The following is a 12,086-nucleotide window of genomic DNA, read 5'->3' on the forward strand; positions in this document are numbered from 1 at the left end:
CGCGAGGCACCGCCCGCAGCGACGCACCACCATCCACCCACGACCAAGCTCAGCGGCATCCAGCCGGTGAGCCAGCCCACCATGCCCAAGCTCACCTCAAGCCCGGACTTGACTTCGACCTCATAGGTTGGTCAGGCGGCGTCGGAGCGTTCGCCGAGCCAGGGCTCGAACCCGTCGTCCGTGGCGGACCAGTACCGCTGCCCCCGCGCGACCTCGGTGTCGGTCAGCACGCAGTCGGCGAACGCGGCACGCACCGGCACGGCGTCGTCGAGCCCGGTGATCACCAGCCGGGTGCTCGGCGCCGTGCCACCCCAGCCACCGGCGGTGCCGATGCTCAACTGGCCGCCCGCGCCGTCCCACTGGCACACCGATCCCGGCCTGGTGGGGAGCCAGAACCGTCCCCGGCCGCGCAGGCGACCCATCGCCAGCGCGGACAGGTTCGTCCGCAACCGGTCGGGGTGCAGCGGCCGGTCCGACCGCAGGTCGAGGGTCCACGGTGGACGGGTCGCCTCCCCCGGCGCCGCCGGTCGCACCCTGGGGTGGACCCGGCGCGGGTCGATCCGCGCCGCCGCGACCGCCGGGTCGTGCCTGCGGCGGAAGAGTGCCCCGACGTCGTACGACTCGACCCCCGCCGACACGGTCATGCGGTCACCGGCCAGATGGGCGATCACGTCGACCGAGCCGGGGCCGGCGCCGGGGCTCAGGACCGCCGCCACCACGTCGGCGTGGTCGAGCTGTCCGGCCAGCGTCTCGCCGACCGATCTCCTGTCGGTGGTCGCGAGGTGCAGCCCGCGGTCGGCCAGCAGGTCGTCGCCGAACACGTCGTCGAGGAGGGTGGCCGCGTCGACGACGCCGAGCACACAGGCCACGACCGTCGCGTCACCGGCGGAGGCGATGCCGCCGACCGCGACGGACGGGTCGGTCGCGAGCGGCAGGGCGAGCACGATGCCGCGCCACCTGCCGCTCCTCGCGAGGCGACGCAGGGAAGGGACGATGTCCTCGCGCAGGGCGCAGGTCAGGCACGGATGGTCGAGATGGACGACCTCGTCCTCGACGAGGCCGGCCGCGGAGTAGGCAGTGCGCCGCATCTCACCCGTCGCGGCCGCTCGCGTGAGGTCGTGGCTCAGCACGACGACGTCGGGGCTCTCACAGGTGGCGCAGAACGACACCGCGTCGCGGAGCACGGGGTCGACGGCCGCGACGACGACCACGGGAACCTGCCTCACACCGAACCTCCTACCACCGGTCACATCGGGTTCGTCCCGGTGACCGATCCTCTCATAAGTTTGACAACCGTTTCCATTAGCGGGAGGCTTTTCGACGTCGCTCTGTTCGTGTCACTCCCCGAGGAGGACCTGTGCCCGGTCCGCATCGCCGCCGCCTCCAGCAAGCTGCCGTGCTCGCGTCGGCCCTTGTCATGGCGCTGCCGTTCGCGGCGGCGTGCGGATCGGGCCAGTCCGCCACCACCGACACCGGCGGCAGGCTGCGCGTCGTCGCCACAACGACCCAAGTGGCCGACTTCGCCCGCAACGTCGGCGGCGACCGCGTCCATGTCACGCAGCTGCTCAAGCCGAACGTCGACCCGCACGACTTCGAGCCCGCGCCCGCCGACCTGCAGGCCATCAGCAAGGCCGAACTCGTGATCGAGAACGGCGTCGGCCTGGAGGAGTGGCTCCACGAGACCATCGAGTCCGCCGGCTTCGACGGCGCCACGGTCGACGCGAGCAAGGGCGTGACCCTGCACGAGGGCGGCGCGGAGCACGAGGAGGGAACGCAGGAGCATGAGGAGGGCGGCGAGGAAGCCGAGCACGAGCACGGCGAGGAGGACCCGCACATCTGGCAGGACCCGCGCAACGCGAAGAAGATGTCGGCGACGATCGCCGCGGCCCTGGAGAAGGCGGACCCGTCGCACAAGGCCGAGTACCAGGCCGACCTCGAGTCGTACGAGGACAGGCTGGACCGGCTCGACGCCGACATCGCGAAGCAGATCTCGTCCATCCCGAAGGACCAGCGCAGGCTGGTGACGAACCACGACGCCTTCGGGTACTACGTCGAGCGCTACGACCTCACGTTCGTCGGCTCGATCATCCCGAGCTTCGACACCTCCGCCGAGCTCTCCGGCAAGGAACTCGACACGCTCGTCGGCAAGATCAAGGCCCAGCACGTCAAGGCGGTGTTCTCCGAGGCGAGCCTGCCGCCGAAGACCGCGGAGACGATCGGCACCCGCGCGGGCGTCACCGTCGTGGCGGGCGAGGACGCCCTCTACGGCGACACCCTGGGACCTGCGGGCTCCGACGCCGCCACGTACATTGCGATGATGGAGCACAACACCAAGACGATCGTCGGAGCGTTGCGTGGCTGAGGCCGAGACCGCACTGTCGCTCGACGACGCGTACCTGGCGTACGGAGCCACCCCCGTCGTCGAGCGCGTGCACGGCCGGATCGGCGTGGGCGAGTCGGTCGCCCTCATCGGTCCGAACGGTGCCGGCAAGTCCACCCTGCTCAAGGGCATCCTCGGCCTGGTACCTCTCGTCAGCGGCAGCATCACCGTTCTCGGCACGACCCCGGCCAGGGCCCGCGGGCGGGTCGGATACGTCCCGCAGGCGGACACGCTCGACGCGGAGTTCCCCGTCACGGCCGCACAGGTGGTCCTGATGGGCAGGTACCGGTCGATCGGCTGGCTGCGCAGGCCCGGACGGCGCGACCGTGCCCTCGCACTCGACGCTCTCGACCGCGTCGGGCTGCGCGACCGTGCCGCCGACCGGTTCGGCTCACTGTCCGGTGGCCAGCGCCAACGGGTGCTCCTCGCCCGCGCCATCGTCGGCCGGCCCCGGCTGCTGCTGCTCGACGAGCCGACCGGCGGGCTCGACGCCGTCAGCCAGGCGGCCCTGCTCGACGCGCTCGCCGAGCTGAAGGACGACGGCGTCACGGTCGTCGTCTCCACCCATGACCTGTCGCTCGCCCACCTCGCCTGCGACGAGGTCTGCCTGCTCAACAAGCACCAGTTCGCGTTCGGACCGGTGAAGTCGACCCTCACGCCCGACAACCTGCGCGCGACGTACGGCGGTCACGCCCTCGAGCTGCGCGGTGACCAGGTCATCGTGGCGCAGGGCGGCTGAGCGTTGCCGCACCGATGAACCCCGGCCTGCTCTACCAGACCCTCATCGAACCGTTCCAGCTGCCGTACATGGCACGGGCGCTCGTCGAGCTCGTCCTGCTCGGCGTGCTGGCCGGCACCGTCGGGGTGTTCGTGCTCGTCCGCCGTCTCGCGTTCGTGTCCGACGCGCTGACGCACACCGTCTTCCCCGGCGTGGTGATCGGCTACCTGCTCGCCGGCGACAACGGCATCTTCGTCGGCGCGCTCGTCGCCGGCGCCGCCACCGCGGTCGCGCTCACGCTGCTCACCCGGAACCGCAGGGTGACCGAGGACGCGGCGATCGCCGTCCTGCTGACGAGCATGTTCAGCATCGGCGTCGTCGTGGTCTCGCGACGCAGCTCGTACACCGCCGACCTCACCGCGTTCCTCTTCGGCCGGCTGCTCACCGTCTCGGTCACGGAGATCGTGCAGACGGCCGTCGTCGGCGTGGTCGTGGCCGCCGCCCTCCTGGTCGCCGGCAAGGAGCTTGTCCTCCGCGCGTTCGACCCGGAGGGGGCCCGCGCCCAGGGGTACCGCGTCGGCGTGCTCGACCTCGTGCTCAACGTCCTCGTCGCGCTCGTCGTCGTCGCGGCCGTCCGCGCCGTCGGGTCGGTCCTCGTCATCGCGCTCCTCATCGTGCCCGCTGCCGCGGCCAGGCTCCTCACCCACCGGCTCGGCGTCCTCGGCCTCCTCGCGGCCGTCATCGGGGCGGTCGGCGGGTGGCTGGGCCTCGTCGCCAGCTGGAACGCCTCGATCTACGGCGGGGTGCGGCTGGGCTCGGGAGCCACGGTCGTGGTCGCGATCGTCGCGATCTACCTGGTGATCCTCGGCATCTCCCTGGTCGGCCGTCGGGTGCTGCGCCGCCGTTCGGTGACCCGCGCCGACGAGCCCGTCGCGGCCCCGCTGGTGGGGGCGGGGAGGTAGCCGGTGCTCGACAGTTCGCTCACCTACCCGGTCGTCGAGGTCGTCCTCGTGGCACTGCTCGCATCGGCCGTCGGCGTCCACGTGGTGCTGCGTCGCCGGGCGTTCTTCACCATGGCGATGACGCACGCGACGTTCCCCGGCGTGGTCCTCGCGTCGATGCTCGGGCTCAACCTGTACCTCGGCGGGGGCCTGTTCGGCCTGCTCGTCGTCGCAGGCATCGCCGCGCTCGACCGGCGCAGGGATCAGGACTCGACCGCGACGACGGGGGTCGTCCTCTCGGCCGGCTTCGCCCTGGGCGTCCTGCTCGTCTCGACCCAGCCGGGGTTCACCAGGGACCTGTCCGGCTACCTCGTCGGCTCGATCCTGACCGTGCAGGCGTCCGATGTCGTCATCACGTCGGTCATCTGCGTCGCGGTGCTCGGGACGCTCGCTGCAACCGGCCGGGTGCTGCTGTTCGCGGCGTTCGACCCGCTGGGCGCCACGGCCGCCGGCTACCGGGTCGGGCTGCTCGACGCCGTGTTCCTCGTCGTGGTCGAGCTGACCGTCGTGACCTCGGTGCCCGCCGTGGGCACGATGCTGGCGGTCGCCCTGATCGTCGGGCCCGCTGCGGCGGCGCGGCTGTGGACCACCAGCACGCTGACCATGACCCTCAGCGCCGCCGTCATCGGCGTAGGGTCGGGACTCACGGGCCTGCTGCTCTCCGAGTACGTTCGGGTGCCGGCGGGCGCCGCGATCACCCTCATCGCCACGGGCGCGCTCGGCGTCTCCCTGCTCGCGGCGGGGGCGCGCCGAGTCCTGGGTCGTCCGCGACCGGCGGCGACGGTCGAGAGATAGTGGGAGCCGCACGACTATGAGCTATGGGAGGACGGCCGTGCCAACAGCATCGCGGAACGCCGACCCCGAGTCGCGCACCCGCCGCAGGACCCGGCAGGGCTCGCTCGTCACCGAGGCCCTCGGCAGGGCCGACGAGTTCCAGAGCGCGCAGGAGGTCTTCGCCACGCTGCGCGCCAACGGGCACAACATCGGCCTGACGACGGTGTACCGCCACCTCACCGACCTCGCGGAACGCGGAGCGGTCGACGTCCTGCGGTCGGCGGACGGCGAGAACTGGTACCGCCAGTGCGAGATCGAGGCCCACCACCATCACCTCGTCTGCCGGTCATGCGGCCGTACGGTCGAGATCAAGTCGAGCTCGGTCGAGAAGTGGGCCCAGCGGGTCGCCGAGGCCGAGGGCTTCTCCGAGGTCAGCCACACGGTCGAGGTCTTCGGCCTGTGCAGCGCCTGCAGCCGATGACGACAGGCGTCGTACGACACGTCGGCTATTGACAACGAATCTCGATCTCTATACTGACGCGGGTGTCGACACGCACGCTGCCCGAGGAACGGGTCACCACCACCCGCCGCTGGCCGGTCGTCCTGGCCGCGGCAGTGGTCCTCGTCGCGGTCGTCGTCCGTCTCACCGGCACGAAGGTCGGCTTCCTCGATGTCCCGGCCGTGCAGGCGTGGACGACGGTGTTCGTCGCGATCGTCATCCAGGCGACACCCTTCCTCGTGTTCGGGGTGATGGTGAGCGCGCTGATCGCGGTCCTGGTCCCACCGAGCTTCTTCACCTACGCGCTGCCGCGCAACCAGGCGCTCGCGGTCCCCGTCGCCAGCCTCGCGGGCGCGGTCCTGCCCGGCTGCGAGTGCGCGTCGGTCCCGATCGCCCGTCGCCTCGTCTCCCGAGGAGTTCCGCCGGCGGCGGCACTGGCATTCCTCCTGTCGGCTCCGGCGATCAATCCCATCGTCATCGTGGCGACGGCCGTGGCCTTCCCCGGTCGACCCGAGATGGTGCTCGCCAGGCTCGTGGCGTCGGTGGCCGTGTCGATGACCGTCGGATTCATCTGGATCAAGCTGGGCCGCCCCGCGTGGACGATGGTCAAGCAGCGCCCGGAATCGGTCGGACGCACCCGGCTGGAACGGTTCGCGTACGAGACCAGACACGACTTCCTCCAGGCCGGCGGGTTCCTCGTGATCGGGGCGATGGCCGCCGCCGCGCTCAACGTCCTCGTACCCCAGAGCATCCTGACCTCCATCGCCTCCTCACCGTGGCTCAGCGTCCTGGCGTTGGGCCTCCTCGCGGTGCTGCTCGCGGTGTGCTCAGAGGCCGACGCGTTCATCGCCGCGAGCCTCACCTCGTTCTCCCCCACCGCCCAGCTCGCCTTCATGGTCGTCGGACCGATGGTCGACGTGAAGCTGATCGCCATGCAGGCGGGCACCTTCGGCCGCGCCTTCGCCCTGCGGTTCGCGCCGCTGGTGTTCGTGACGGGGATGGTCGCCACCGCGGTGGTCGGCCTGGTGCTGCTGTGAACGGGAGGACGTCGTGAACCGCAACGCGCAGAGCCTGCTGCTCGTCGCCGCCGGCGGGGTGCTCATCTGGATCACCGTCGACGGCACGTACGTGCGCTACGTCAGGGAGTCGGCGCTCCCGTGGATCCTCTCGTCGGCGATCGCCCTCGTCGTGATCGGGCTCGTGCTGCTGTGGGCCGACAACGAGGCGAAGCTGGCGGCCAGGGTCCTCGGCGAGGCTGAGCTGGCGAGACGCGCCGCACCGGTACACGAGCACGCCGACGACGACCACGGGCACGGCCGGATGAGCGGCATGGTCCCGTGGTTGCTCGTCGTCCCGCTGCTCGCCCTGTTCCTCGTGCAGCCGCGCGAGCTCGGCGCGTACACCGCGGAGCGCACCAGCAGCAAGAGCGTCGAGAAGCCCGCCGACGAGTACGCGTACGGGCCGCTCGTGGGCAACGACCCGGTCGAGGTCCCGCTGATCGAGCTCAACCAGCGTGCCGTCTACGGCGGGGAGAAGACTCTCACCGGCCGCACCCTCCTGGTCAGCGGCTTCGTCACGAAGCGAGCGGACAGCGAGACCGGCGAGTTCTACGTCAACCGGCTGTTCATCGCGTGCTGCGCCGCCGATGCCCTCCCGGTGCGCGTGCACATCACCGGAGCGCCGCAGGCGTACAAGACGGAGACCTGGGTCCAGATCACCGGCCGCTACGTCGGCAACGAGTCGTTCCCCGACCCAAACCTCGACCCGTTGCCCACGATCGAGGTCGACAGCATCAAGCGCATCGCCGTGCCGGACGAGCCGTACGCGACCTGAGCAGCTTCGGAGAAGGCAACGGCCACGACCGCTGCGACACTGAACCGATGGACATCAAGAAGCTGCGGGCCTGGTGGGCGCACCGGCAGGGACTCGACGGCACCCTCCTCGGCGCTGATCCGGGCGAGGTGCTCGCCCGGACGGGATGGGCGCGGTCGGTCGGCGGCGTCAATCCATACCTCACCCTGTTCAGCCGCGCCGGCACCGGCCGCGACGACGTCGACCGAGCCGTAGCCGATCTCGCCGTCCACGAGCTCCCGCGGCCCGCGGCTGTACGTACGTCGTCCCGGCGGCGCACTTCGCCCTCGCGCTCACGGCGGGTGCCGGCTTCGCCGGTGTCGACGTGGCCAAGGTGGAGAAGCTCGGCGTGCCGCGCGAGGAGATCGACCGGCTCTGCGACGCGGTGGTCCGCGCGCTCACCGGCGAAGGCCCGCTCGACCCGCGCGGGCTGCGCGAGGTGCTCGGCGACGCCGTCCGCAGCCTCGGTGACGAGGGGAGGAAGAAGGGCGTCACGACGACGCTGCCCGTCGCCCTCGGCCTGCTCCAGGCGCACGGCGATATCAGGCGCGTCCCGCTCGAGGGGCGCCTCGACCGGCAACGGTTCGCCTACGCGCACTGGTCGCCGTCCCCGCGCGCCGACTTCACGCTCTCCGCGGCGGAGGCGCGCACCGAGCTCGCCCGCCTCTACTGGACGTGGACGGGTGGCGCGACGCTGAAGCAGTTCCGCTGGTTCTCCGCCTACACCGCGGCCTTCGTCCAGGCGGCCGTCGGGCCGCTCGGTCTCGTCCCGCTCGTCGACACCGACGTGCTCGCCCTCCCCGACGATGCAAAGGCGTACGAGGAGTTCACGCCACCGGCGACGCCGCACTACGCGGTGGTCGCCTGGATCGACGGCATCTCGCTGCTGCGTCGCGACCTCGCCTCGCTGCTCGACGAGGGCGACACCGCGCGCGACCTCGGCTCGATCGACAAGCGAGCGCTCGGCGCGCTGTCCGACCTACCCGCACAGGGCATCGTCGACCGCGGACGCCTGGTCGGCCTGTGGGACTTCGATCCCGACACCGGCGAGATCGCCTGGACGTCGTTCGCTCCCGCCGACGACTCCCTGCGTGCCGAGGTCGCGCGCACCGAGGCGTACGTGCGCGACCAGCTGGGCGACGCCCGCGGCGGCAGCCTCGACACGCCGTCGTCGCGGCGGCCCCGCCTCGACGCCCTGCGCGCGATGGGGCACTGACCGGCTCAGTACACCGGCACCTGCACGGCGGCGCCACCCGCGAGTGCGGACCGGTGCGCGCAGATCCCCGGTGCCGTCCAGCGGGCCGCGGTGCGCGCGTCGACCAGGGGCGCCCGGTCCTCGACGATGCTGCGGACGAACTCGTGCGCCAGGAACGGGTGGGAGCCACCGTGGGCCGCGCCGACGCTCGCCGGTGCGGGCATGCCGGCGAGCTGGACCTCGCACGGCCGGGTGAACCGGGTGAGCGGTGCGGGCAGCCGGTCGGGACGGTCGGGCGGGTCGAGCTCCCGGGCCGCTACCTGGTTGCCCCTGCTCCCCTCCGCCGGGCCGGTCATGTCGTACAGGGTCAGGGGCCCTTCGTTGTCCGGCGGCCACTCGACGCCGAGGTGCTCGCCGTAGAGGGCGAAACCCTCGACGTAGCTGCGCGCGGTCTGGAAGAACGACATCGTGACGTCGACGAGGACGTCGCTGTCGCGCAGGCTGAACAACCCGACCTCGGTGGGGTACGGGTTGTCGAACCCGCCCGTCGCGCGGCGCTCGGCGAGGCGGCCGGCGCCCTGGCAGCGCACCGACTCCACGCTCGTTCCCAGCAACGCCAGCACGGGCGAGAGCGCGTGGGTGACGTAGTGCATCGGCGGGAAACCCTGCCAGTAGGCGGGGAAGCCGTCGAGGTTCTGGATGTGGAAGCCGCGGTACAACGTCAGCGAGCCGAAGTCACCGCGGCGATACATGTCCTCGACCGCGAGGTACTCGCGTGCGAAGACGGTGGTCTCCATCATCATGTAGTGCCGCCCGCTGGCCCGCTGCGCCGCGATGACCCGGTCGCAGTCGTCCAGGCTGGTCGCCATCGGCACCGCGCTGGCGACGTGCTTGCCGGCGCTCAGCGCCGCGACGACCATGTCGGCGTGCAGGTGGACGGGCGCCAGGACGTGCACCGCGTCGACCGCCGCGTCCGCGAGCACACCGGCCAGGTCCGCGTGCCCGTCCGCGAGTCCGTAACGCCGGGCCACCGTGCGTCGCCGCGCCTCGTCGGGCTCGACGAGCACCACCTCGGCGACGTCCGGGTGGGACAGGTAGAGGGGGACGAAGTCCTCGCCGAAGCCGAGGCCGACGACGGCGATCGTGAGGCCACCGGTCATGGGTCGACCTCCGAAACGAGCATCGCAGCGAGAACGGAACCCGGCAGCGGCGAGCCGACCGCACGTGAGCGAGGAGCGGAGCGGAGGAGGTCGGCGGGACACAGCGTCATGACAGGGGCACCTCTTCCTCCTCACCGGACAGGAACTCGACGGTGCCGGTGACGAACTTGTCGAGGTCCGCCCGGGCGGCCTCGCCCTCGGGCGAGGCGAGGATCGCGTCCATGGCGGCACGCGACTCCGCGTACAGCTCGGCGACCAGCAGGTAGGGACCTGGGTCGTCCCCGTCCCTGTCGATCCAGGACAGGTTCCACCCGGTGAGCCCGCGCATCCTGCGCGCCAGCGGGATGTGCACGCGGGAGTAGTAGTCGCGGAAGTGCTCCGGGTCGTGGGGCATGCCGTAGAGGATCGTCAGGCGGTACACGGGGTCTCCTAGTGTCGCGGGGGGACGGCGATGCGGGTGTACGAGGACATGTGCTCGACCATGGCGACCTCGGTGGGGAGCCGTTCCATGCTGGACGCTCCGAGGAAGCCGTCCAGTCCCGGCACGTCGGCGATGACCTGCGCCGCCTCCTCGGGACCGAAGATCGGACCGCCGTGGCACACGACCATTACGTCGGGGTTCACGTCGCGCGCGGCCGTCGCGAGCTCGGCGCACTTCGTCTTCGCCTCCGCCAGGGAGAGGGCGGTCTGCGCACCGATCATCCCCGCCGTCGTGAGACCCATGTGCGGGACGACGATGTCGGCTCCGGCGCCGGCCATGGCGGCGGCCTCGTCGGGGTTGGCGACGTAGGTGGCGGTGAACAGGTCGAGCTCGTGGGCCGCCGCGATCATCGCGACCTCCTTGTCGAACCCGAGACCGGTCTCCTCGAGGTTCGCGCGGATGATGCCGTCGAACAGGCAGACCGTCGGGTAGTTTTGGACGCCGGCGAAGCCCGCGTCGCGGACCCCGCGCAGGAACGCCGGCATGAGCCGGAACGGGTCCGTGCCGCAGACGCCCGCCAGCACGGGGATGCGGTCGGCGACCGGCAGGATCTCCGCCCCCATCTCCATCACGATGGCGTTGGCGTCGCCGTAGGGCATGAGCCCGGCCATCGAGCTGCGGCCCGCCATGCGGTAACGGCCGGAGTTGTACACGACGATGAAGTCGAGGCCGGCGGCCTGCGAGCACTTCGCGGACAGGCCGGTGCCCGCGCCGCCCCCGATGATCGCGTGTCCGCCCCCGGCCTTCGCCCGCAGGCGCGCCACCATGTCGGATCGAGATTCCATGCTCATGTCCTCTTCCGGCTGTCCAGTGCACGGTTCAGTGCGCGGGTGATGGCGTGGGCGAACGCGGGATCGTTGATGCCGCGGTCGTGGACGTGCAGCGGGACGCGCGGGTCGAGCGCCGAGCGCAGTGCGTCGACGAGCGCCCGGTCCGCCTCGGGATCGTGGAAGGGACCGCCGGGCGTCGAGATCTGGGAGAAACCCCGCGCCGGGACGTGGACCTCGGTGAACGCCGTCGCCTCGTTGAGCCTGGTCGCGATGATGCTCCCCAGCTCGGCGCACTCCGTGGGACTGGTGCGCATGAGGGTGACGGCGGGGTTGTGCTCGAGGAACCTGCGACCGGCGAACCGCTCGGGGACGGTGTCGCGTGGCCCGAAGTTGACCATGTCCAGCGCCCCGACGCTGACCACCTGGGGCACGCCGCAGGCGGCGGCCGCGGTGAGCCGGTCCCGACCCGCCGAACAGACGCCGCCGACGAGCTCGTCGGCCAGCTCGGTGGTGGTCACGTCGGCGACCGCGGCGACGTCGCCGGAGCGGATCAGGCGTTCCAGCGTCCGGCCGCCGGTGCCGTTCGCGTGGAACACGTGCACCTCGACGCCGTCCTCCGCCAGCCCCCGCTGGATCGACGTGACGCAGGGCGTCGTCACGCCGAACATCGAGCAGCCCACCGAGCGCACACCGGGCGGAGGAGCAGGCACGGGCGGTGCCGCCACGATGCCGGCCATCGCGTCGGCCGCCCTGGAGAGCACCGGTCGGCTGATCGAGTCGAGACCGGCGAGGTCGACGACCGGGTACATCATGATCAGGTCCGACGCCTGCAGGTACGGGCGCGTGTCGCCCGCCACGATGGTGGAGACCAGCAGCTTCGGAAAGCCGATCGGCAGTGCCGTGGCGAGCACGCTCATCACGAACCCGGCGTTGGACCCGCCGAGCACCATGACCCCCGACACCTCCCGGTCGCGGTGCATGCGCCGCACGATGCCCGCCGCTCCGGTGGCCATGACCGTCATCGCGTCACCGCGATCGCCGGCCGCGACCAGGGCGTCCAGGTCGGCGTCGCCGGCGCGGGCGACGGTGCGGCGGTCCACGTCCGCCAGGACACCGGCGTCTCCCAGTACCCCGGTGTCGATCAGCAGGGCCGGCACGCCGTGCGTCGCGAGCCGGTCGCGGACGAAGGCGTACTCCTCGTGCTTGGTGTCCAGCGCGCCGACGAGCGCGACCGGAGTGGTTGTCAGCTCCACCATG

The 12,086-nt window shown here is 71.6% G+C and carries 12 protein-coding genes and 1 pseudogene; 8 read left to right on the plus strand and 5 right to left on the minus strand.

The window, feature by feature from the left end; translation table 11 throughout:
• Positions 1–131: 131 nt before the first annotated feature.
• Positions 132–1,226, minus strand: a complete 1,095-nt coding sequence (locus GEV10_04265; protein ID MQA77687.1) for a cobalamin biosynthesis protein CobW — start codon at positions 1,224–1,226, stop codon at positions 132–134.
• Between the two features lie 191 nt (positions 1,227–1,417).
• Between GEV10_04265 and GEV10_04270 the strand changes: the two genes are divergently transcribed.
• The 8 genes and pseudogenes from GEV10_04270 to GEV10_04305 all read left to right on the plus strand — a co-directional run bounded on the left by GEV10_04270 (position 1,418) and on the right by GEV10_04305 (position 8,439).
• On the plus strand, positions 1,418–2,362 hold the full coding sequence (locus tag GEV10_04270) for a zinc ABC transporter substrate-binding protein (protein ID MQA77688.1): 945 nt from the start codon (positions 1,418–1,420) through the stop codon (positions 2,360–2,362).
• Positions 2,355–3,119, plus strand: a complete 765-nt coding sequence (locus GEV10_04275) for an ATP-binding cassette domain-containing protein (protein ID MQA77689.1) — start codon at positions 2,355–2,357, stop codon at positions 3,117–3,119. Before GEV10_04270 ends, GEV10_04275 begins: the two co-directional genes overlap by 8 nt.
• 14 nt (positions 3,120–3,133) lie before the next feature.
• Positions 3,134–4,060 (plus strand): metal ABC transporter permease, encoded by a 927-nt coding sequence (locus GEV10_04280; protein ID MQA77690.1) that lies wholly within the window; start codon positions 3,134–3,136, stop codon positions 4,058–4,060.
• A gap of 3 nt (positions 4,061–4,063) precedes the next feature.
• Positions 4,064–4,894: an iron chelate uptake ABC transporter family permease subunit gene (locus GEV10_04285; GenBank protein ID MQA77691.1), complete on the plus strand. Its 831-nt coding sequence runs from the start codon at positions 4,064–4,066 to the stop codon at positions 4,892–4,894.
• A 16-nt stretch (positions 4,895–4,910) separates the two neighbouring features.
• Positions 4,911–5,354 carry a transcriptional repressor gene (locus tag GEV10_04290; protein MQA77692.1) on the plus strand — a complete coding sequence of 148 codons (444 nt, stop codon included), beginning with the start codon at positions 4,911–4,913 and terminating at the stop codon, positions 5,352–5,354.
• 38 nt (positions 5,355–5,392) lie between these two features.
• Entirely contained in the window at positions 5,393–6,409 is a 1,017-nt protein-coding gene (locus tag GEV10_04295; protein ID MQA77693.1) for a permease, read from the plus strand.
• A gap of 13 nt (positions 6,410–6,422) precedes the next feature.
• Positions 6,423–7,205, plus strand: coding sequence for a TIGR03943 family protein (locus GEV10_04300; protein MQA77694.1), 783 nt, complete (start codon positions 6,423–6,425; stop codon positions 7,203–7,205).
• Between the two features lie 47 nt (positions 7,206–7,252).
• Positions 7,253–8,439, plus strand: a pseudogene (locus tag GEV10_04305) (hypothetical protein).
• 5 nt (positions 8,440–8,444) lie between these two features.
• Here GEV10_04305 and GEV10_04310 read toward each other — a convergent pair.
• From GEV10_04310 to GEV10_04325, 4 genes are all read right to left on the minus strand, one after another.
• Positions 8,445–9,578, minus strand: a complete 1,134-nt coding sequence (locus GEV10_04310) for a gfo/Idh/MocA family oxidoreductase (protein ID MQA77695.1) — start codon at positions 9,576–9,578, stop codon at positions 8,445–8,447.
• 106 nt (positions 9,579–9,684) lie between these two features.
• Complete coding sequence (locus GEV10_04315) at positions 9,685–9,999, minus strand: EthD family reductase (protein ID MQA77696.1); 315 nt, start codon at positions 9,997–9,999, stop codon at positions 9,685–9,687.
• Positions 10,000–10,007: 8 nt separating this feature from the next.
• A complete protein-coding gene (locus GEV10_04320) occupies positions 10,008–10,844 on the minus strand; it encodes a phosphoenolpyruvate hydrolase family protein (protein ID MQA77697.1) in 837 nt (278 codons plus the stop codon).
• A 2-nt stretch (positions 10,845–10,846) separates the two neighbouring features.
• The gene (locus GEV10_04325; GenBank protein ID MQA77698.1) at positions 10,847–12,085 is read right to left on the minus strand and encodes a UPF0261 family protein; all 1,239 of its coding nucleotides are present in this window, start codon (positions 12,083–12,085) and stop codon (positions 10,847–10,849) included.
• Position 12,086 lies beyond the last annotated feature (1 nt).

The organism is Streptosporangiales bacterium (assembly GCA_009379955.1).
Classification (GTDB): domain Bacteria; phylum Actinomycetota; class Actinomycetes; order Streptosporangiales; family WHST01; genus WHST01.

Coding starts and splice junctions, on each gene's coding strand:
- GEV10_04270 (MQA77688.1), top strand. CDS start 1,418: ATGGCGCTGCCGTTCGCGGCGGCGTGCGGATCGGGCCAGTCCGCCACC.
- GEV10_04280 (MQA77690.1), top strand. CDS start 3,134: ATGAACCCCGGCCTGCTCTACCAGACCCTCATCGAACCGTTCCAGCTG.
- GEV10_04290 (MQA77692.1), top strand. CDS start 4,911: ATGAGCTATGGGAGGACGGCCGTGCCAACAGCATCGCGGAACGCCGAC.
- GEV10_04310 (MQA77695.1), bottom strand. CDS start 9,578: ATGACCGGTGGCCTCACGATCGCCGTCGTCGGCCTCGGCTTCGGCGAG.
- GEV10_04320 (MQA77697.1), bottom strand. CDS start 10,844: ATGGAATCTCGATCCGACATGGTGGCGCGCCTGCGGGCGAAGGCCGGG.
- GEV10_04325 (MQA77698.1), bottom strand. CDS start 12,085: ATGGTGGAGCTGACAACCACTCCGGTCGCGCTCGTCGGCGCGCTGGAC.